The organism is Aphanizomenon flos-aquae FACHB-1287, from assembly GCF_014698755.1.
Taxonomy (GTDB): Bacteria; Cyanobacteriota; Cyanobacteriia; order Cyanobacteriales; family Nostocaceae; genus Dolichospermum; species Dolichospermum flosaquae.
Genome location: NZ_JACJTO010000005.1, coordinates 77,952 through 99,460, shown reverse-complemented (window position 1 = coordinate 99,460; position 21,509 = coordinate 77,952). Strand labels below are relative to the sequence as shown.

General features: G+C 35.9%; 16 protein-coding genes. 1 reads left to right on the top strand and 15 read right to left on the bottom strand.

Going from position 1 to position 21,509, the window contains the following annotated elements:
• The first annotated feature begins 573 nt into the window (after positions 1-573).
• A complete protein-coding gene (gene priA, locus H6G44_RS03975) occupies positions 574-3,057 on the top strand; it encodes a primosomal protein N' (RefSeq protein ID WP_190385067.1) in 2,484 nt (827 codons plus the stop codon).
• A gap of 127 nt (positions 3,058-3,184) precedes the next feature.
• Here the strand turns inward: priA and H6G44_RS03970 are convergent, their stop codons facing one another.
• The 15 genes from H6G44_RS03970 to cas10 all read right to left on the bottom strand — a co-directional run bounded on the left by H6G44_RS03970 (position 3,185) and on the right by cas10 (position 21,444).
• On the bottom strand, positions 3,185-3,514 hold the full coding sequence (locus tag H6G44_RS03970; protein ID WP_028082398.1) for a XisI protein: 330 nt from the start codon (positions 3,512-3,514) through the stop codon (positions 3,185-3,187).
• Positions 3,502-3,918, bottom strand: a complete 417-nt coding sequence (locus H6G44_RS03965) for a XisH family protein (protein ID WP_190385066.1) — start codon at positions 3,916-3,918, stop codon at positions 3,502-3,504. The genes H6G44_RS03970 and H6G44_RS03965 overlap by 13 nt, the downstream gene beginning before the upstream one ends.
• Before the next feature lie 633 nt (positions 3,919-4,551).
• A complete protein-coding gene (locus H6G44_RS03960) occupies positions 4,552-5,142 on the bottom strand; it encodes a hypothetical protein (protein WP_190385065.1) in 591 nt (196 codons plus the stop codon).
• A gap of 111 nt (positions 5,143-5,253) precedes the next feature.
• Positions 5,254-5,820 (bottom strand): hypothetical protein, encoded by a 567-nt coding sequence (locus H6G44_RS03955; RefSeq protein ID WP_190385064.1) that lies wholly within the window; start codon positions 5,818-5,820, stop codon positions 5,254-5,256.
• Positions 5,821-5,973: 153 nt separating this feature from the next.
• Positions 5,974-7,557: a tetratricopeptide repeat protein gene (locus tag H6G44_RS03950; RefSeq protein WP_190385063.1), complete on the bottom strand. Its 1,584-nt coding sequence runs from the start codon at positions 7,555-7,557 to the stop codon at positions 5,974-5,976.
• Entirely contained in the window at positions 7,503-8,273 is a 771-nt protein-coding gene (locus H6G44_RS03945) for an RNA polymerase sigma factor (RefSeq protein ID WP_190385062.1), read from the bottom strand. The genes H6G44_RS03950 and H6G44_RS03945 overlap by 55 nt, the downstream gene beginning before the upstream one ends.
• Positions 8,274-8,478: 205 nt before the next feature.
• On the bottom strand, positions 8,479-11,478 hold the full coding sequence (ppc, locus tag H6G44_RS03940) for a phosphoenolpyruvate carboxylase (protein ID WP_242031628.1): 3,000 nt from the start codon (positions 11,476-11,478) through the stop codon (positions 8,479-8,481).
• A gap of 458 nt (positions 11,479-11,936) precedes the next feature.
• Positions 11,937-13,148 (bottom strand): TIGR02221 family CRISPR-associated protein, encoded by a 1,212-nt coding sequence (csx2, locus tag H6G44_RS03935; protein ID WP_190385060.1) that lies wholly within the window; start codon positions 13,146-13,148, stop codon positions 11,937-11,939.
• A 271-nt stretch (positions 13,149-13,419) separates the two neighbouring features.
• Positions 13,420-14,331, bottom strand: a complete 912-nt coding sequence (locus H6G44_RS03930; protein ID WP_190385059.1) for a putative CRISPR-associated protein — start codon at positions 14,329-14,331, stop codon at positions 13,420-13,422.
• Positions 14,332-14,353: 22 nt separating this feature from the next.
• A complete protein-coding gene (cas6, locus tag H6G44_RS03925) occupies positions 14,354-15,115 on the bottom strand; it encodes a CRISPR system precrRNA processing endoribonuclease RAMP protein Cas6 (RefSeq protein WP_190385058.1) in 762 nt (253 codons plus the stop codon).
• 8 nt (positions 15,116-15,123) lie between these two features.
• On the bottom strand, positions 15,124-16,410 hold the full coding sequence (gene csm5, locus H6G44_RS03920; RefSeq protein WP_190385057.1) for a type III-A CRISPR-associated RAMP protein Csm5: 1,287 nt from the start codon (positions 16,408-16,410) through the stop codon (positions 15,124-15,126).
• Positions 16,397-17,500 (bottom strand): type III-A CRISPR-associated RAMP protein Csm4, encoded by a 1,104-nt coding sequence (csm4, locus tag H6G44_RS03915; protein ID WP_190385056.1) that lies wholly within the window; start codon positions 17,498-17,500, stop codon positions 16,397-16,399. The genes csm5 and csm4 overlap by 14 nt, the downstream gene beginning before the upstream one ends.
• A 2-nt stretch (positions 17,501-17,502) precedes the next feature.
• The gene (csm3, locus tag H6G44_RS03910) at positions 17,503-18,510 is read right to left on the bottom strand and encodes a type III-A CRISPR-associated RAMP protein Csm3 (protein WP_190385055.1); all 1,008 of its coding nucleotides are present in this window, start codon (positions 18,508-18,510) and stop codon (positions 17,503-17,505) included.
• A 10-nt stretch (positions 18,511-18,520) separates the two neighbouring features.
• Positions 18,521-19,084 carry a type III-A CRISPR-associated protein Csm2 gene (gene csm2, locus H6G44_RS03905; RefSeq protein ID WP_242031627.1) on the bottom strand — a complete coding sequence of 188 codons (564 nt, stop codon included), beginning with the start codon at positions 19,082-19,084 and terminating at the stop codon, positions 18,521-18,523.
• The gene (cas10, locus tag H6G44_RS03900) at positions 19,081-21,444 is read right to left on the bottom strand and encodes a type III-A CRISPR-associated protein Cas10/Csm1 (RefSeq protein ID WP_199291695.1); all 2,364 of its coding nucleotides are present in this window, start codon (positions 21,442-21,444) and stop codon (positions 19,081-19,083) included. The genes csm2 and cas10 overlap by 4 nt, the downstream gene beginning before the upstream one ends.
• Positions 21,445-21,509 lie beyond the last annotated feature (65 nt).

Below are 21,509 nucleotides of genomic sequence, written 5' to 3'. Positions count from 1 at the left end.
TTTATCTCTACGAAAATTTACTAAATGATACAAATTACAAAAATGTAAACTTCTAATCCGGATAATATTTATCGTTTAAAAGCATCTCATATTCAAAAAGTATTTAATATCTACCAATAGATCGAAACCCTCTATACCTTATTCAGTATTTTAATTTCACGACTGATTAATAGGATAATAACATGATTATATATTATTCCATGTTTAGGGGTTAAAATCCTTGTTATATAGGAATTTTCACAATAACTTAATCTAAAGTTTATTGTCTATTCTCAATCTTCATCTTATTACTTATTACTGGTGATTACTGATTACCTAAACCTATTTCTCAAGTTCAGTTTTGTGAATATAGGTAGATAAATCAATTTCCAATTTTTAATTATTTATTACCCCCATAGTTAGAGGTAATTTACCCAGCAAATTACATCAACATCAGATTACCAAGTATGATCGATATTTGAAGTATTGTAAAATACTATTTACATATAGTAAAATCAAAGGATATAGTTAAGTTAGGTTGTCCGAAATCAACCAAGTCTGTGAACAAAATATTTATTCATAAATCGGGGAGTTATGTATAGCATTAGTAAAAGATCATCTGCTATCGCTGTAGCTGAACTGAGGGGATCATATCAATCTCAACCAAAGCCGTATCAATGGGTAGAAGTGCTTGTAGACTGTCCAGGATGTTTAGACCTATTTACCTATAAAATACCTGAACAACTACAAATCAAAGCAGGGGACATTTTAAGTGTTCCCTTTGGTGCAACACAGATAGGTGCCATAGCTATTCGCTTATTAACCGAACCTCCCGCAGATTTAGCACCAGAGAAAATCCGAGAAGTAGAAGATGTTGTTAGTCCAGAATTTTTCCCTCCCGGTTATTGGACATTACTCAATCGCGTTGCAACCTATTACTACACACCTATTATTCAAGTAGTTCGCGTTGCTTTACCACCAGGATTGTTAGGGAAATCCCAACGTCGTCTTAGGTTGACTTCTTTGGGTAGAAAAAATATTAATATTTATATCAACCCTACAGCCCAGCAAATAATCGCTCTTCTACAAAAGAACCCCACCGCAGATTATAGTTATCACTACATTAAACAAAAAGTTAAAGCTGCATATCGGGGAATTCAGGAATTAATCCGCTTAGGATTAGCAGAAAATTATTTAGAACCGCCACGACTTACCCAACCCAAATTAGCAAAAGCAGTTACACTAGTAGGGGTGCAGGAATTACGCCCTGAAGATAACGATTTAAAACCCCGTCAACAAGAAATTATCGAAATTTTACGCAGACAAGGGGGGGAAATGTGGCAAAGTGAATTATTGCAACTTTGTGGTACCAATACCTCCGCACTCAAACCCCTAGTAGATAAACGCTATATAGTCATTGAAGACAGGGAAATATTACGGAGAGAACAAGGACCCACAGTCACCAGAGATTGGGCAAAATCCTTAACACCCGCCCAAAATCACGCCTTACAAACAATTAATTCCTTAACTGGATTTGCTCGAGTATTGTTACATGGAGTGACAGGTTCAGGAAAAACTGAAGTATACTTGCAAGCCATATCACCATTACTTGAACAAGGGAAATCTGCTCTGGTCTTAGTGCCCGAAATTGGACTTACACCCCAACTTACAGACAGATTCCGGGCTAGATTTGGTAGCAAAGTCCACGTTTATCATAGTGCCCTTTCCGACGGTGAACGTTTCGACACCTGGCGACAAATGCTCACAGGAGAACCACAAATCATTATCGGTACCCGCAGCGCCATTTTTGCTCCCTTACCCAATCTAGGCTTGATTGTCCTGGACGAAGAACACGACAGCAGCTTTAAACAAGATGCTCCCATTCCCACCTATCATGCCCGTACCGTGGCCCAATGGCGAGCCGAATTAGAAAATTGTCCCGTGATTTTAGGTTCTGCAACTCCCTCTTTAGAAAGTTGGGTAAGCAGAAATCATCAATATTTATCATTACCAGAACGCATTAATTCCCGGCCATTACCCCCGGTGGAAATTGTGGATATGCGTCGAGAGTTAAAAGAGGGAAATCGGTCTATTTTTAGTAGAAAGCTGCAAAATGCACTACAACAATTAGAAGAAAAACAAGAACAGGGAATATTATTTATTCATCGCCGGGGATATAGTACATTTGTATCTTGTCGAAGTTGTGGATATGTGTTAGAATGCCCTAACTGTGATGTATCCTTAGCTTATCATCACGTCGCAGCAGAAGCCCCAGAATTATTACGCTGTCATTATTGTAATTATGGGCGCTTGTCTCCTCCCTATTGTCCCGAATGCAGTTCCCCTTATTTGAAGTTTTTCGGTAGTGGTACTCAGCGGGTAGCGCAGGAATTAACTAAAGAATTTCCCAATTTAAAAATTATTCGCTTTGATAGTGATACTACCACCAAAAAAGGTTCACATCGTGAACTTCTCAGCCAATTTGCTAGGGGTGAAGCCCATTTATTAGTAGGTACACAGATGTTAACGAAGGGGTTAGATTTACCCCAAGTTACTCTTGTGGGTGTGGTGGCTGCGGACGGATTATTGCATTTATCTGATTATCGCGCTAATGAACGTACATTTCAAACTCTGACCCAAGTTACAGGTAGGGCGGGAAGAGGGGATGATCCAGGTAGGGTAATTATCCAAACCTATACCCCAGAACATCCGATTATTGAAGCGGTGCAAAAACATGATTATCAATCTTTTGCTAATACCGAGTTAGCACAAAGGCAAGCTCTAAATTATCCTCCCTATGGAAGATTAATTTTATTGCGTTTAAGTAGTTTAGATGCGATTCAAGTCCAAAACACAGCCCAAATTATCGCTACATTTTTGCATGATAAAGATGGGGTTGAAATATTAGGACCTGTACCGGCTAATATTTTACGAGTTGCAAACCGTTATCGCTGGCAAATATTACTTAAATTTGCTCCTGATGCTTTACCAAATTTACCAGATTGGCCAGAAGTGCGATCGCTTTGTCCCGCTTCTGTGAGTTTGGCAATTGATGTTGATCCTGTTAATATCATGTAGTTGTGTAAAATGTGGAATGGTGCGTTAAATTCTATTAACGCACTCTAGAGGATCAGCGATCGCTATCACATACTCCATCTGTAGGTTCCTTCCCTAATTACCTTATTTTACCGGAATTATATACGGTTCAACTAGCAGCAAAATCGGTAAATTTCCGTTTGTATGGAGCTTTAAAACCCAAAACTATATCTTGTTTAGGAACTCCAGCTTCTACTAATTCATTAGCTACTCCGATTTCTGTGCCATCGCGTTCAATCCAAATTTTGCCATCTTTAATTTCTACGTAAATAATACAACCAAATATTCGCGTTAGTTCTTGCCAACCAATATTAATAACTTGATAATGATCGCGCTCTGTATCAAATATCAATTTGACTTCTGTTTGATTATTTGGGCGATTTCTTGCGTGACCTTCCAGAATTGTTTGGACTATTTCTTTGTAATTTAGTCTCTCCATATCACAATCTCCTCTTGATCTGGGTTAAAAATCAGTAATTTTAGGTCATATTCGCCAATTATTCTTTGAATAAACTTCCGACTAAAAAACTCATCATAAACATCTACCGGAACGGCTAAATACAAAATCCGAGCAGGTTGGGTCAACCTCAGCGCTGAACGGTAGTTAAGACATTGACCAAGTGCTAGATGAAATTCAGTTACGTCTGAGGCTCCTAAAAAAGATTTTATCTCTACTGCTATTTTTTTACCAGTTTTTTCAGCAGCTAAAATTCTCTCTGCTGTTAAGTCTATGTAAAAATCAATATCCTCAACTTGAATAAATAGATGCTCGTCAGTAATTGTCCATCCATCTTTTGTCAGGGCTGTTTTAACTGTATTATGAAATAAATCTTTAGCTGGCATACATAAATTAAACTTATTTAACCACTGTTAATAGCATAATATCTCAGATGAAAGGTTCAAAAGGCAATTAAAGATTTAGAAACATAAATTATAGTAACAAAACCTAGTTTATACCAAATTAAGTTGATTGATTGGTGAGGAAACAAGGGAAAGGCTATCAACCACGGACAAAAACGTAGGGTGCGTTAGCGACAGCGTAACGCACCGAAAATCAGTAAATAAACATACATAAGGTGCGTTACATTTCATTAACGCACCCTACAAGCTGAGTTGCTCATTTGATCTCTCCTTTTACGTGTATTGGTTGTCAACTTTTGAGTTCGTTTTTTATTAGGTTAGATAAAAAAACTGGTAAGTTGGGTTAGTAGTAAGTTGTGAACTATGCTAGGACTGGAGATCGCTCACTTTCACTCTCATACCTCAAGCTGTGTTTTTTCCCCCCACACTATTTAGACGTTTTACTCCCCCCATTTGTGAATTTTTCGAGTTAAGGACAAATTTCCCCCCCCAAAAAAACCACCCTAAATCGCCATAAACCTTACCCCTCTTACCTTTTAAGCTTCTCCAAAATTGTCTCGAAATTCCCGCAGCACTAACGCACCCTACAGAATCAAAACTCCACAAAAAAAGTTATTATTTTTCTACAACTTCAAACAGCCAGATTGATGTTTGGTCTTTTTGTCTGATAAAAGCATTAACCCCAAAAGAATGATTAAGGAGAGATTTATCACTAGGATCTGTCATTTTATCCCAAGTTGATTTTGCTGGCTGATTGCCATTTTGATTAATAACTCCAACATTAATTTTTTTATTCCCTTCAGTATCTAATGAAGTCGAAAATTGTAAATTTCTTTTTTCTTTACCTATTCCACAATCAACTCGATAATTAGAAGCAAAAGAAAAAGTATCACTATTAAATCTTTCAGCGACTAGTCGCAATGAACCGACATCACCGAGAGGCCATTCTAAAGATTTATTATAAACACCTACAGGTCTAAGAATACATTGAGTTTTGTTAGCTATTTCAACAATCCTTTTATAGGTTATGGTCATTGGTATTTCTATACTTTGATTAGGAAGAATTTGCGGTTGTAGATCAGATGAACTAACTTGATTATGGTCTACATAACTTATAGGTGAAGAGTTGGCACGAGTATTAAAACTACCAAAGGCAATAGTTACAGTCAACAACAAAGCAATAAAAACTTTAGCTAGAGATTTCATAAATTAGATATCCTTAGTTAACTCAAAATGACAAATTTTTCAAAATCAGCAACTACTAAAAAAGAGGTAGGAAAAAACATACCTACCTCTTTTTAGATCAATTAGATCAAGTTATCTCACTTCATATATCCACTGAACTCTGCCCTTGTCATTGCCCATCAACGCTCTACCAAAGAATTCACCATTTGTCACATTTTTGTCATCAGAACCTGCATTCCTCATATTCTGCCAACATGTTTTTGCAGGAGGGTTGCCAGAGTTATTTTCTGTACAGATATTAATTTTTCGGGCTCCTACAACAGGCCATGAAGCTGCAAATTGGAAATATTTTCCAGTATTTCCAACTGCATAGTTAGCAGCAAAGCTAAAATACCCAGCACCACTCTCTGTCCAATCTCTATATTGAGCCGTTAATGGAGGAACATCAACAAGAACCCAATTTCCTAGGTCATTGTGAGAACCCGAACGGATAAGATCATGCTTAGTTTTATTAATTATCACCATTTGAAATTCCTGTGTCGAGGTGACTAGCCCTAAAACTTGAGCTATGGTTGTATTAACATCAATTGCAACATTGACGTTAGCGCCCACTTTAGCATGGGCATTGCCAGAAAAACCACCGAAGGCAATGGTTATAGCCAATAGAAAAGCAGTAAAAACTCTAGTTAGAGATTTCATCCTCAAAAATCCTTGATAAGTTGAATGTAATTGTGGTTTTTTCTTCCCACACTAGTTAGACGTTTTACCCCCCCCCATTTGTGAATTTTTCGAGTTACCGGCAAATTTCCCCCCCAAAAAAACTGGACTAAATCGCCATAAACCTTACCCCTCTTACCTTTTAAGCTTCTCCAAAATTCTCTCCACCTCCCCACGCACGGGATACAACAACTGCTGACTCAAAGCCCCTTTATAAGCCTGTCTAGACCCTGATTTATCCCCCAAACGAAACATCACCTTCCCTAACCAGTAATCAGCCATGGCTGGGTTAAATAACCTCAACTCCTGACATCCTTGAGCAGCTACCTCCCACCACCGTTTACTAGCCTTAGCATTTTTCAAAACTCGATAACTTTCCCCCAACCAAAACGCCGCTGGTACGGATTGCAAATAACTGCCATCTGGTAAAAGCTCCCATGCCTTTTTTAAGGCTTCCAGGGCTTCCCGATGTTTACGAGCCAAAATCAACACCTGGCCATGACGCAACCAAGTATCCGCTAACTGGGGTTGTAGTTTTGTTCCCTGTTGGGAAACCTGACAACCCCGTTCAATGTCTGGAAAATGTTCCACCAATACCCGCCCCGCAGTTGTCCACATACTCCAGCATTCAGGAAAGCGCGTTAACATCTCCTCCACTATGGAAGCAAGAATCGTTTTACTCTTCACTGGATCAGGTGCAAAGGGTAAAATTTCACACAACCCCCGATAAATTTCCCGGTCATGGGGATACAGATAATACGCTTTCACCATCATTTCCGCCCCTTGCTGGTATTTCCCTGTGTGGAATAAACTCAGCCCATAATAATACCAACCATAAGGATAATTGGGGGATTCTGTGGTAAATTTGGCTAATATCTCCACCCCTTTCGCCCAATCCCCTCGTAAAATGTGATAGTAGGCTAAGGATTTATGGACTTCAACACAATGGGGAATTGTTCCTAGTAAGGAGGTAATCATTTTTTTAGTGATTTTCCCCTCTTCAGCGGATACCATTCTCGCCAGCAAACGTTGATCAATTTGTCGTTGTATTACCCGAAAATCATCACCAGCTAGGTCTATAAGGCTGTTAAACCTCTCCTTTGCTGTTTGTATATCCACCACCGCTATTAGGGCATCATAGCTGTAAATCAGGGACATAACATCATCTGGATTGATTGCTAAAACCGGCTCTAGGCTGCGGATAATACCCAGGGGATTTTCTACATTTTGATATACCTGTGACAAAGCCAGTCGGTGAAATACTTGATCAGGTTCTAAACTAGCCGCTAAATTAAAGGCTGTGAGAGCTTTTTCATTGTCACCTTTGCAAGTTGCAATCAATCCTTGTATATAATGCTGAGTTACCGAATTTTCAGACAAAAATAGGGCTGTATCATAGGATTGTAAAGCCTCTTTTCTTTGTCCCATTAACTGCAATATTTTCCCCAATTTTAGATGGACATCAAGTAGTTGAGGTTGTCGTACAATTACTTGATTATATTCGATAATGGCTTGTGACCAGTTTCCTATTTCGTAAAGCAAATCAGCTAATTCTAATCTTTTTTCCCATCCTTGAGGATATTTTTCAATGTACTTGTTTAAAGTGATAATTTTCTGTTGTTGTCTGGCTGATTTTTCTGCTATCAATAACTGAGCATTCATCTTTATACCAGATGAATCTGTGAATTGTACCAATGATGTGGTAAGGTTTCCAGACATATTAAAGTTGCTTTGTAGTCAATTTCTTCTACTATTGGAATCACGATTTTTAATGATGAAAAGGAATCAAAAGAAGTGTTATCTTCCCCCGCAAGATATTTATTTAAATCCCGTTTTAGAATCCTTCGCGCTTCTTGAATACGTTTACGAAGGTTCTCTTCAGAAATGGTGAGTTGTTTAGCGATATCTGGATAGGATTTGTTTTGACAACAACGTAAAATAAAAGGATAGCGTAATCTATCGGGTAAAGATGCAATTTTATACTTGAGATATGCCTCCAGTTCCACATTCAAAAGCTGGGATTCAGGAAGTTGTAAATTAGGAATAAGTATTGTGTCGTCAATCTTATCAATTGTTGTAACTTCTAATTGACGTTTTCGAGACACATCTATGCAACAGTTATAAGTAATTTGAGCTAACCACGATTTAGGATGTTCAATGTCATTTGTAGATTGTGTCCATTGAGTCCAAGCTTTTAGCATTACGTAATTTACTGTATCTTCCGCATCATGGTAATTACCGTTAAGCCATTTTAAACAACAGTTGTAAAGATAACTTTGATGTGAGTTCCATAATTGCCAAAAATCCTGATGATTATTGGGAATTTTATCGCCAAATTGGCTTTTTTCTGGCAATATATTTCCGTTTTTCACTTCTGACGACAAAAACAAGAGTTCTTGTTTTGACTCTACCGACATAGATGAATTACTGTTCATTTTTAACAAGATGAAGGATAATGCACTGTGTACAGTATAATTCAGAGAAGTCCAGGTATGTATAAATTATTGTTAAAATTTGTCATATAACTTACTAATGTTATGAGTTACATATATAGCGGGCAAGATGCCCGCACCACAAGCCCTAACTATTTACAGAGAGACATTTATTAAACTTATTGTCTTCTTTTTACGTCACCTTTCATCAACCTGTATTTCTCATACCAGCAGCAATTCCGTTAATAGTTAATAATGCTCCTCGCAGTAATTCCCCTTTGCTGTAACGAGAGTGAATTACTCCAGTTGTGGGCGCATTTTTCGATTGACGTAGACGTTTTAGGAGGGAAACTTGGATAAATCCTAAAGGCACAATTGTCCCATTTCTTAATTGTACAGAACGTTGCAATACTGGATCACCATCTAATAATTTTTGGTGTCCTGTGATTTTTAAAACTAAATCTCTGGTCAGAAAGAACTCGCTAGAAATTTGCTCAAAAACTTTCTCAAATCGGGGTTTATCTTCGGGGTTTGACAATTCATCAACATAGTGACGTGCCATTTCCATATCTACTTTTGCTAAAGTCATTTCGGCTTTAGAAATCACCATTTTAAAGAATGGCCATTTCAGGTAAAAATAGCGGAGTAATTTCAAATGTTGTTCTGGTTCTACATCCAAAAATTCTTGTAATGCTGTTCCAATTCCATACCAAGAAGGTAATAAAAACCGGGTTTGTGTCCAACTAAATACCCAAGGAATCGCTCGCAAACTACCTATATCTTTTTTACCAGATGGACGACGGGCTGGACGAGAACTAATTTGCAATTGACTGATTTCTTCAATGGGGGTGACTTGGTGGAAGAAGTCAATAAAATCAGGTTGTTCATAAATTAGGTTACGATAGTGTTGACGCGATGCATGAGATAACTCTTCCATGATCTCATTCCAAGGTTCAATGTCATCAAACCCTGTTCCTAGTAAACTGGCTTGAATTACAGCAGCAGTGATGGTTTCTAAGTGATACAAAGCTAAATCTAACAAGGAATATTTAGAAGCTAATACTTCTCCTTGTTCAGTAATTTTAATTCGGCCACTAATACTATGACCTGGTTGGGCTAAAATCGCATCATAAGCAGGACCGCCACCACGGCCTACAGAACCCCCTCGACCGTGGAAAATCCGCAGATTTACACCATAACTTTCGGAGATTTTCTGGAGTGATTTCTGAGCTTTATGAATTTCCCAGTTACTACTTAAAAATCCTGAATCTTTATTACTATCGGAATACCCTAGCATTACCTCTTGTAAGTTAGGATTAAGAGTAGCAATAGATGGAGGTGTTTGTTCTTCACTGTTGTTAATTGCGGCGTAACCACCAGCCAACATTGCCCGATATAAAGGTAGTTCAAACAGTTCTTTCATCACACTTCTAGAGCGTTGTAAATCTTCTACGGTTTCAAAAAGAGGAACTACGCGAATTGTGCCTACTGCAACTACAGGATCAAATAAACTTGATTCTTTGGCTAAGAGTAAAACTTCTAGTACATCGCTAACTTCACGGCACATACTAATAATATAAGTTTGACAGATTTTAATGCCAAATTCTTGTTGGAGCGATCGCAAAGTTCGGAAGGTTTGAATTACATCATTGGTTTTTTCTGAAAATGGTAATTCAGCGGGAATTAATGGCCGTCGAGTTTGTAATTCTGAAGTCAACCAAGCTATTCTTTGTGCTTCTGATAATTCGTTGTAAGATTGGGGTAAAAGCTGTAAATATTCGAGAATTTCATTTAAAGCATCAGCATGACGGGATGATTCTTGACGAATATCTAATTGAGTGAGATTAAAATCAAAGATTTCGACTTGACAGATGAGATTTTCCAATTCTCGACAACTTAAACCTGTTTCTTTTAAGTTGCGTTGAATTAACAATAATTCCGCTAAAAATTCTGTACCATAACGGTACATAGATGCATCTTCATTGTTTGGCGTTTCTCGATTATATAAAGCCAAATTGCGATCGCGGGCATTTTCCAGGCGCTTGAGGATGTAAGATAACTTGAGGCGGTAGGGTTCTTGACGAAAACGCAAAGATAGATCATCATAGACACTACTTAACTGAGATTGATCTAACTCTAGAGATTCTAGCAATTCTGGCAGGACATCACTCCAGTGCATAGATACACTCAATAAGGCGACTAACTCTTTCACTGACTTAATATACCGCTCTAAAACCATTTTTCGCTGATAGCAAGCGGTTTTCCAGGTTATTTCTGGTGTTACTGAGGGATTACCATCTCGATCTGAACCTACCCAAGAACCAAAGGAGCAAAAATTTGTTGTCGGTGGTTGTAACCAGGGAAAGGTTTCCGCCAAGGAATATTTAAAACGTTTGTATAGTTGCGTAATACCATCAAACAGCACCTCCTGGAAGTAATGAAGGGCATAATCTACTTCATCTAAAACCGTTGGTTTAAACTGATGCAATTCATCGGTGCGCCACCAGAGGCGAATTTCTTCCAGTAATCTTTCTTTTACTTCTAAGGTTTCCCAAGGATAGCTACCAGCGCTAAATTCAGCTTCATCCATTTTTTGTAACAAATGTACCACCTGACGCTGTTTATCCCGGATAGTATGACGAACAATTTCTGTCGGGTGTGCAGTGAAAACTAAGCGTATATCCAGTTGAGAAATTAGGCGTTGAATTTGTTGGGGAGGGACATTTAACTTAAATAAAAGGGGAAATAAAGCCGCGAATGTACCTTTTTGGGAAGTTTCCGAGGTCATTAAGTCCCTAGCTGTGACGAAAGATACTGGTGATTCTTCCTCTTGATGGTTAGAGGAATAAATTATACTGGGGAGGTTTTCTTGATCAACTTGGGCTGTATGGCGGTTTAATTGCTGTTTTTGCTCGTATTCCTGCTCAATGATATTAATCAACTGGAAGTACAATGCAAAGGCACGGGCTGCACGAATTGCTTCATTGATATTCAATTTTTCAATCAATTCTACAGCAGAGGCGGCGAGGTCGTTTGTGGCTTGTCCTTCTGGGGAACATAGGTCGCGTAGTTGACGCAAAAGATCAACCATTTCTTGACCGCATTCTTGCCGCAGTACGGATTCCCACAGTTCTTCGACTACCTGTAGACGATGACGCAGGAATAACTCTGAGTGTAGCACTGGAAAATCAATATGTTCAGCTTTCATACTTTTGATCATACTCTCAAGATACTCAAAACATCTAAACTACCTTTTTGAGCATCCAATATCAAGCTGTTGGCTTTTTTCTAGGAGTTACTCACAGGTGACTTATCTTACTTTTAACTGCTGTTGATTCATTTTCGGTGGGAAGGGGCAATTAAAATCAACCGCTTCACCAAATGCCTACTGGTTATTTTAGGATAAAGTTCACTTTTACTCAAGGCTAAACAGGAAAAAAGCTGTAGCTGGGAAGGGGAAAGGGGTCAAAAGTCTTTTGGTGTGTTTTTTTTAGGTAAATTTTGTATTATACTCCTATGGGATTTTTGCAGATGGCAATTAATTATACTATACGCTCTAGCTTTAAGTAATATCATTCTGCTAGTTCTAAATTACGAAAGTAATTGGGAATATTAAAAGCAAGTGCATTGATAAAATTGTGTTCTGTGTAGTGATTTGAAATGTTTTTATGCTGTAAAATCGGGTAGTAGTTCTGATAGTCCTTGAACTAGTTTATTTTGTGCATATTCTTCTAAGGTTGTAGCACTAATAGTAGTAGGACGCATTTGGGTATGAGCGATGTCATTGCGGTATTCTGTTAAAGTTGACCATAAAGCTCCTAATTTTTCAGTGCTGGTAACGTACTTAACAATTTCTTGATTAAAATTAGAATTAGCACCTATCATTTGTCCAAGTTGTTTTTCTATTACTTCTCGTTTTATTCTATCTCGATAATTAATAGTTCCATCAGCTATACAAATGGCAGAGATTAACCATTCTCTACCTAATAGAATTGCTTGACAACTTAGATTTTTCGCAATATACCAACGTAATAAAAGAAATTGTTTTTGTAATTGTTCTTTAGGACTACTTTGGTCAATATTGAGGGCAAATTGACTGTAATCATTTTGAATTTGGCTCAAAAGAAGTTCAAATGGTTTAGCAAATGCGCCTACTTCTTCTTGTAGTTGAGAAGTGGGAATATTTTGGAGTTGTGCTGATTCTGTGATCAAATCAATAGGACGAATCAATTCGATAGAACGAGATAAAGCTTGAATGCGATCGCCAAAACTTTTTAATTTAGTTGGTATTACATTTGCTGTTTTTTGTTTACCACGGCGATAAAAGTCTTTTTGAATGGTACTTAATAGTTTTCCTAATTCTACAGATGAGCCTGTACTTAAAAATTTATCAGTAGCGGTTAACCAGTCTAATAATTTAATGGCAGGAGTTAAATCAAAAATAGGAGGTTGTTCACGGTTTGCATCAAATGCACCGTAATAAACTCCCACGATTTCTACATTTCTAGCTTTTTGTAAAAATGCTGCTGCTAATAAGACTAAAAGAGGAATAGAGCGAAAAGCATGGGTAATATCAAATAAAACTTTGGCGTTAGGTTCAACAGAATTAACAACTGCATCAAATATTTCCCATACTTCAGTTTCTACTTTTCCTGAAGGAATGAGAACATCTTGAGATTGAAAGCGATCGCCTAATATTTCTTGTAGAGTATTCCAATGTGCTTCTTTTGCTTCTTTTGTCACTAATACTGTTACTTGATCTGGTTGAAAAAATTCACATAAAGCATGAGCTACATAACGAGTTTCAACCTGTTTTTCTTGCCAAGTATAGCAAGTTTTTTCATATCTACCTGTTCCTAAGACGGTTAAAAGTTGCATTTTTATCTCCTTGTAATTTTCCTGTAGGGGTAAGTCATCAATCATTAGTTTCAACTGATAAAAAATGTTTTATCTGTTGGTTTCCAGACCCGCCCAGAAATGAATTTCCGGGCTAATAGCTAAAGTTTACTTTAGTAAACTAAATATCTCTGAGTCTTTTTAGTCATCTAAAGATGACGTTGGTTATGAGTCGGGATATTGTTTCTCTTGTAGTGTTTTGTGTACATCCTAAAAACCTGTAATTCACTTATTAACAAGTTAATTTTTTCTTTTAAATCAATCTACCTAAGCGTTCGCGTAGTTCTTTTGTTGCTTGTTCCAAATGTTCTGGTTTATAACCTGTAGTTTCCACAGAAACAGCAATCTTTTTTTCTTCATTTTCATATAAGTGAATCCAAAATATATGACGACCATCACCAGTTTTTCTTGTAGCTGCTTTCATGCCATTTTTAGGAGCAGAGAACGCATTTTTATCAAACCTTACATACTCAACCCAAGGAATATCTTGCAGCATTTTTTCAACTTTTTTCCATGTTTTTGGTCTATGATGTCCATAGGAATCATTTTGAACTTTAATAATTTGTGATCTATCTAGACCAGATTCAGGTAAATTAGCAGGTTTTATTAATACTTGAGGTTCAGCAGTATCAGATAAATATGGTAAATAAATGAGAGCTTTATATTGTTCATGAACATAGCATATAGGAATTTTAAAGGCATTACCTATTACTGCCATAATCATTGTTTGGGCTTTAAAACCACCTGTTGCGGCTAGAGTTACATTTCCTTTAGATTCTAGAACTAATTTTTTCAAAAATATCGCCATTTGTTCTAGTGCTGAACCTGATTCATCTAAATCATAATTAATTCCTGGTATTGGATTTAGTGAAACATTTTTTTGACCACGAATATTTTCTAGATATTCCTTTAATACTTCTGCACATTCTAAACCAGATGGAGTATCTGAGTGTAGTAATAAAATTTCATCATTAAAGTTAGGATTCAGTCGCCATATTGTATTTGTTTCAGCACTAATAAATTCTGGTTCTATTTCACTCATCCATTGAATAGCTATTTGACGATCACCTATGTTTTTCTGTCCAACCCAAGGACGTTTTTTTTCTGAATTATCATCTCGATTAGTAAGAAGTGAAGTTCCTACAGTCATTATCATGGTTTCCATAATCTTTTCATTCCTTAAATTTTCAGTTTTTTATAATCGTCTGTCCCATTCCCAACCGTGTCTTAATCCCCGTACCAGCAAACCGCGCATATTGAACTAATAAATTAGCCACATTTGCTAATAAATGATCAGCACGTTGAAAAACTTGCAACCTCACATCACCAACAAATCCATTCACGTAACCCTTATGTAATTGATAACTTCGGGTTTGAATTTTGTGATGTTTAAGTAATACTGCATTATTCAAATAAGCAATTAATTCATCACCTCCTAAATAAACAGGTGCAAAATTATTCCAGCGTTCCAACCAACTGCGGAACATTAATGTGGGAACGGGTAGAGGTAAATTTGAACCAGCTTGAGAAAAAGCCGTAGGAGTAATAAACTGTAATTCATGATTTCTGACAGGTTCGGGTTCATTTCCTACGAATTTTGTATATAGTTGTTCATAACTGGTAATTTCATCTTCTCGATTAATAATATTAAATTTTGCTCCCAAAAATTCTAATGATTCTCCCAATTCCAGACAATTAATAGCTTTAGCTGATATTTCATTTAATCCAGACAAAGATAATTGGTAAAATTCTTCTGGCGCAAAGGTGATAAAATCTCTAGATGAAATATAATAACCTGTTATTCCTGAGTAAGAAACTGAGGGAGTGATTTCATTTCCCATTTCTAGATTTAGCTTTTGATGTAGTTGTTTTATAAGTTCTAACCCATAGGGACGGGGTAAAATTGTTGATGTGGGTACGGTTAAGGTAAATGTAGAATTGATTAGCATTTTGATTATCAATTATTATTTATTTTAAACTTAATCCACCCTGGTAAAAACTTAATATCTCCATCAGAACCCAGAATAGTTCTGCGAGATTTTGGTGCTTCAAAACCAGGTGCTTTTAAACCACAAATATCACGAATATTTTCTCTCAGTTCATCATCAAAACATAATCCTATTGTTGTTCCTGTCATCCCACTACCCCAACCTAATCGCATTCCATAAGGACATTTTTCCGGTTCGTAAAAATCACCAATATTACTAAAATCTAAGTTTCTACCAGATGCGTTAGGATTATTTTCTATTGCACTCCAATAATCATGTTCATAATCCCATTGTTCTTGAGCAAATTCTTGGCATATTTGTAATAATTCATCAATGTTATTAAATGGTAATTTCATTCCTTGTTTATGTTTAAACCAAGTAAGCATTTCTTTGTCTAATGTGATAGTAAATTCTGTTTTTACATTTCTTACCATTTCCACATAAAGAGGAGCTTTGTATTTTGCTCGATAATCATCAAATCTACTAGAAACTATCACTTCTACCACTACTGGTAAGTTTATCGGAATTGGTTTACCTGTTTTTCCAGAAACTTCTGTTTTAATTAATGATTCTGAATCACTAACTTTTAAACATCTCAAAAAATCAGTATTCTGAGATTTGCCAGAAAAATTTTGTCCCTGATAATTAAGTAAAAAGTTAGAAAATAAACTATCCATTAACTCATCATCAGCAAATGTTTGATTACGTCTAATTCTTAAGTCTCCTAATCTTTGCTTGAGTTGTTTTTCAATTTCACTAACTCTGCTAGTTTGAGGAATTTTATATTTATCTGGATGTTTTAATAATTGATAAAGTATCGCGGTTTTTATTGCTCCTTTAATAGATGAACCAGGGATGAATAAATATCCCATACCATTACGAATCATTGGACGTAAATCTGTAACTCGTTCCGCTAGTTTTTGACTAATCAAATTTTCAGGAAAAATGGGATTTTCATTGGTGTCTTTAGCTTTCCACCATTCATTACCAAATGCTTGTTCTAATAGTTTAGTGATATTTTGATTGTTCTCAATTGCTTGAATATAGTCATTGAGAAAACTTCCTCCTTTTTTTAATAATGCTTTGGATAATGCTTCTTGATTAGGAAGATAGACTTTTTCAGCAGTTTGCACATATTCAAAGGGATTCAACCTAGATACAGATGAACCAATATGTAAAATGGGACTGGTTAACTGTATTTTTCTAGTTTGATAGAAGTCAGGTTTTTTTAATGCTAATTTATCAACAATTGTCATCTTCTTTTTCCTCTTCCTTTTTAGTGTTAATGGGTAGAGTTAAACTAATACCACTACGGTAAATTTGATGTTTTGTAAATTGTTCTGGTGTTACATTGACTAATTTTCCTGGAAGTGAGGAGGTAAAAACAGAACCTTCACTAAACATTCTTACCATTTTTCGTCGTGTTTGACTTTCTACTATCCAACCTCCTCTTTCTTGGATTTCATAACTCGAATTTTTAAGAAAGTCCGGTGATATAGAATAATCCCAAAATAAGCTCATCAAAGTGTGAAATTTACCATGTTTATAATTAATAACTTTGTCCCAAATTTCCGGTAAATCTAATAAATCTAACCATTTTATCTCAAATCTACCCGCACCACTAGAACGTTCTCCTCCTATTCCTTCTTCTCCTAAAAGATGTAAAGCTGCTTGCAATTTATCAGCTAATTTTTCACCTTCTGGAGAAAGTTCCAATAGAAAATATAACCCTGCGGAGTTATTATCACCAGCAAAGTGAACAAAGCCGGTATGATAAAGGTTAGTAGCTGTAGTAACTCTATCAATTCCTATTTTTGGGAGTTGATGAATTTTAAAGGCTTTTTTGTAATCGAATGTTCCTGCTGTGTTTAAATCTCCGATAGATTCACCTATTTTGGTATATTTTATCAATTCTTTAGTATCAGCATTTTGATCAAATCCTTTTCCTTGATACCATCTTTGCCAAATTTCCAAAGGTAAATAATTCAGCTTTTTGTAGGTTTTAAAAAATTCTAAATCATTATCTGGGTAGTTGATAGGAAATTTGAGCGGACGAGGAAGATAATAAATAGTATTTTTATTGCTATCTTTCTCTACTTCTCGATAAATAAAGGTGGAACTAATGCGAAATGGTGGTATTAGTTCAGGAGTTTTTTCTGTGGGAAATAGCTGTAATAATTCTTCTACTGCATCTTTCCTAAACAATCGCGCATAGTTAGTAATCCAAGCACTAAATAGAGTATCAGAACGGACGCGATCGCTCGTTTCTTCCATTCCTATTCCTACCTCCCCAAAATGCGCTGGATTATTGCCAAAATTGAGTTTAACTAATTTCCAAACACTCATGATTAATTCCCTGGTAAACTTATCTGCATTTCATCGCTTAAATTACCAAATTTTTTGAGTAGATTTAATGTATCTTCAACTGCAATTATTGGCTGTTTAAATTCGACACCATCCTTTACTACTTGGAGATATTGCTTCAAATCTCGCCAAAAACATTGGTAGTTTTTGAATCTAATTTTGCCGTATCCACGAGAACCATGTCCGCCTAAAGCATCATCTTCTAAAAGTGAGAGAGCGATCGCAATATTCCGCAAATCTTCCGCAGCTTCACGAAATGCTTTTTGTAATTCTTCTGGGGTAAGATCATCCGTTTGGCTACCCTCAGCTTCAACTGTGTATACTAGCTCAAAATCAAATTCTGCTCCTGCTGGGACTCGTTCGATTTGACGGGGATTTGCTGCTGCTGTCACACGATCTAAACCGTTTTCCCATTTCCATTCCGTCATGTATAAACCTGTGTCTACTCGCTCTAATTTTTTAGCTGATTCTTCAGATAAGCGACAATCTCGTACAATGATTTTTGCTGGAGAATTACGACCCCTTAGAATCTTGCTATATTCCACCCCAGAATAGATTTCAGTAACAAATTGGTCATTTTGTTTAACTCTGTCTAAATTTTCTGCTATTGCATCTGTCGTTTTTACCCAGAAATCAGAACCACCTGTTGAGCCAAATAATCTACTGATAGGACAAGTCCGCGCTCCTGTATAAGGAATTGTGTGAAGTTCGGTGTATCCATCAACTAAATCATCACTTTCATAACGAAAAGTATCTCTACTTCCAGCACGATTTAAAGGCTTATTGTGAACTCTTTCTAAAAGAGAGCGAAGTTTTCCTTTTATAGAAGAACCAGGTAAGTAAGGATATTGGGTAATAGGGTCACGCGCCACAGGTTTATCTAACCCCCCGATATCCATTTTTCCTTCACCACCTCCAATATGTAAACCAGTCTCTACAATCAGAATTCCTTCAATACGGAATTTACCAAGTAATTTTTTCTGTTGCAACATTGACTTTTCCTTATTTTGACTTATTTGTTTCAGCGGCTTTGTGATAAGCAATAATAGATTCAATTAAATTGACCAACCGATAGAAATCAGGTGTGTCTTTGACTTTATCTATTGCTTCTGAAAGCACATCATTCAATGGCTTCACTGAATTTATTTTTTCATTATTCAATGGCTTCACTGAATTTATTTTTTCATTTTCTTTGCGAGCAGTAGCATAGGCTAATTTAGGTTTGAGCAAATATACTTCTGTTTCAATGCTTGAAAATCTTTCGTCTTTGTCTTGAGAAAGTTTTACTTTTAGACGATTTACTGCATCCAAAAATTTGCGAATTTGGTTTGTCTTTAATCCTAATTCTTGAAGATATTCACCTAATTCTTTAGCTTGGTTAACCAAGCAACGAATATCATAGTTTCGCAATAATTCATCTTGTAAGTTCTTGATAGTCTGAATCATTTTTTTGTCAGCAGTTATCTTCATTTTTGATTCCAATGGTTTTGGTGATGTTTCAACTGCTTTAGCTGTTAGAGATTTTATCTCTGGTTTAGGGTTTAATTTTTTGGGTGTTTGTGTCATGATTCTGATCCACGATTTAATAATTCAATCCAAGTAGCAATAGCTCGAAAATATGGCGCATTATAGGGACTCAACAATGATTTACGAATGGGGATAAACCCATCTTTATTTACGATTTCATGAGGTAATCTTGCCAAACTATAGGCTATCTTCGGTAAGTGCAAATAATAACGGATATCCTTAATTTCACCTTCATATTGCTCTTTTTGTCGTTTACTCTCAATTTCTTGAATCTTCAAATTTTGCATTTGAGCAGTATCTAACAGATTACGAACAAAACTACGAGTATAATTGATTTCTATTTCCTGTTCTTCCAACTTTTGCACCAATGGGAAGATACCAAATAAATCAAGATTTGTATTTACTCCTAAATATTGTTTGATTTCATGATCAAATATTTTAATATCTGAAATATTGATATTTTCTCCTCCCAACCATTCATCCCATTTAAAAACTTCACCAAATAAACCTAAACTATTTCTACCATTTCCTTTGGCTGCATCTTCAGCATGACCAGAAGATTTTGCTGCTTGATAAAGAGGAAATTTAGCACCGTCAATGCTGATTCCACCTGATAGAGTAATATCTGAATTGTATCCTGTATAAGCTCGAAAGCATTGATAAACATCAAAAGCAAAATTTACTGCTTCATTCCATGCACCAGTAATAAATAAATCATCGCCCCCCGCATATATGAATAGTATATTATATTTCTCATCTTTTGGCAATAATTGTTTAAATTTGAAATTTTCAGGAATATTGCCGATTCTTTTCTTTGCTAAACTATTGAGATAAACCTTAAAGAAATAGCTCATTTGCCGTGAAAGTCCTGCTAATCTAGGTAGTGTTTGATTTTTACCTAAACCTTTAGCAAATATTTGTCCTAATCTATCTACATCCATTCTTAGTGATGCAACTCTTTTAATTCCTTGGGCTTTTTCTGCCATTTCTCCCGCCCGCATAAAGCCGAAATCTTTTTGATATTCTAATTTCTCTTCACTACGCTTTCCATAATTTCCTAATAGTAATGGCACAATGCGTGATGATTTATAGTTTTCTATCTCCCAATTATTAATGAGAAATATTATTTCACTATCTTGAGATATATTTACAGCATCTTCTAATTTAGAGAAGAAATAGTAGTAATTATTAGCAAGATCAATTCTATCAACAGAACCTTTAACTCTGAATTCTTGAACCTTCGATCTTTTAGAACGTAATACAGCTTTTACATCAAATAAATTATCTCCTAATTCAAACATTGTCCGACACATCCAGCAAGCAAGTGAAGAGTCTTGATTTAGGTCAATTAAAGGTTTTAAACTCTGTAAGTCGTCACGATGGCAAATTGTACAAGGTTTATGACTACTAGTAACTTTTATAAAATCATTAATTTCATGGGAGAATTTACATGATTTATGTTTAGCTAACTTTTTAGTTACTTTCGTCCAATGTTCTGCAAATTTAGAGGTTTTATCTTCCGCTTTAGCTTCTAGTTTCAGATCATCTTTAGGGAAACATAAACAATCTAAAGCCAGAAACACTTTACCTTGAAATTCATCCAAAAACCATTTATTAAATTGGTGGCGAACTTTTTCAATGATACTTTTAACTTCTGGTTTTCCAGATGCCAAAATATATAAATTACCACCACCTGCATAAATGACATTAGTACGAGTTAGTTCTAATTGTTCTAAAAGTTGTTGTACTATTTCTTCCGTAACTAACTCTAAATAAAAACTCCTCGCTCTCAATGATTTCAATGCACCATCAGAAGATATGGTATAAATGAATTTTTGAATTCCTGACAAATCACCAGCAATTAAACTAATTTCTTCAGCAGGATTGTTAATTAAAGCTGTTGCGACTGCGGCTGTAGTTCTTACCATATCTACCAACGCCACATTAGATTCATTAGATTCACCAAAGCTAAGACATGAACCAAATTTTTCTAATACCAACATCAATAAAGAAAGATTGTCTAAATTATCTTTGAGATATTTTGAAAGTTCTTGATTAATCTTTTCTTTAAAATCTTTCTGTTCTGTTTCGCTAGGTTCACAATTTAATGGATAAGGAATATCAGGATATTCTTTATTATCATTGTCAATTGCCATTAATTTGTGGTAATGAATTTTTGATGATTCTTGTTTAGGTTCATCACATAAATTCACACTGTCAAATAACAAGCGCAATGTTCCAATTTTGATATTATCTTTCCAACCTAATATATCCTTAGCTCTTTTAACCTCTGGATATTCATTACCCCGAAAAGTATAATCAAATTTAGCCCATTGTGCTAGAATTGCAACAGCTTCTTGAAAAACTTGTAATGCAACTTTTTCAGAACTTGTCATCATAAAAACTCCCTACCAGTAGATAAACCCCACCAAAGCCCAAATCATCGGACGGACATATACATCTT

Bases quoted from the DNA above. Each gene is read 5' to 3' on its own strand.
- csx2 (WP_190385060.1), bottom strand. From the start codon at position 13,148: ATGCAACTTTTAACCGTCTTAGGAACAGGTAGATATGAAAAAACTTGC.
- H6G44_RS03965 (WP_190385066.1), bottom strand. From the start codon at position 3,918: ATGCCAGCTAAAGATTTATTTCATAATACAGTTAAAACAGCCCTGACA.
- H6G44_RS03930 (WP_190385059.1), bottom strand. From the start codon at position 14,331: ATGGAAACCATGATAATGACTGTAGGAACTTCACTTCTTACTAATCGA.
- ppc (WP_242031628.1), bottom strand. From the start codon at position 11,478: ATGAAAGCTGAACATATTGATTTTCCAGTGCTACACTCAGAGTTATTC.
- csm2 (WP_242031627.1), bottom strand. From the start codon at position 19,084: ATGACACAAACACCCAAAAAATTAAACCCTAAACCAGAGATAAAATCT.
- cas6 (WP_190385058.1), bottom strand. From the start codon at position 15,115: ATGCTAATCAATTCTACATTTACCTTAACCGTACCCACATCAACAATT.
- H6G44_RS03955 (WP_190385064.1), bottom strand. From the start codon at position 5,820: ATGAAATCTCTAACTAGAGTTTTTACTGCTTTTCTATTGGCTATAACC.
- H6G44_RS03945 (WP_190385062.1), bottom strand. From the start codon at position 8,273: ATGAACAGTAATTCATCTATGTCGGTAGAGTCAAAACAAGAACTCTTG.
- csm5 (WP_190385057.1), bottom strand. From the start codon at position 16,410: ATGACAATTGTTGATAAATTAGCATTAAAAAAACCTGACTTCTATCAA.
- H6G44_RS03950 (WP_190385063.1), bottom strand. From the start codon at position 7,557: ATGTCTGGAAACCTTACCACATCATTGGTACAATTCACAGATTCATCT.
- cas10 (WP_199291695.1), bottom strand. From the start codon at position 21,444: ATGATGACAAGTTCTGAAAAAGTTGCATTACAAGTTTTTCAAGAAGCT.
- csm3 (WP_190385055.1), bottom strand. From the start codon at position 18,510: ATGTTGCAACAGAAAAAATTACTTGGTAAATTCCGTATTGAAGGAATT.
- csm4 (WP_190385056.1), bottom strand. From the start codon at position 17,500: ATGAGTGTTTGGAAATTAGTTAAACTCAATTTTGGCAATAATCCAGCG.
- H6G44_RS03960 (WP_190385065.1), bottom strand. From the start codon at position 5,142: ATGAAATCTCTAGCTAAAGTTTTTATTGCTTTGTTGTTGACTGTAACT.
- priA (WP_190385067.1), top strand. From the start codon at position 574: ATGTATAGCATTAGTAAAAGATCATCTGCTATCGCTGTAGCTGAACTG.
- H6G44_RS03970 (WP_028082398.1), bottom strand. From the start codon at position 3,514: ATGGAGAGACTAAATTACAAAGAAATAGTCCAAACAATTCTGGAAGGT.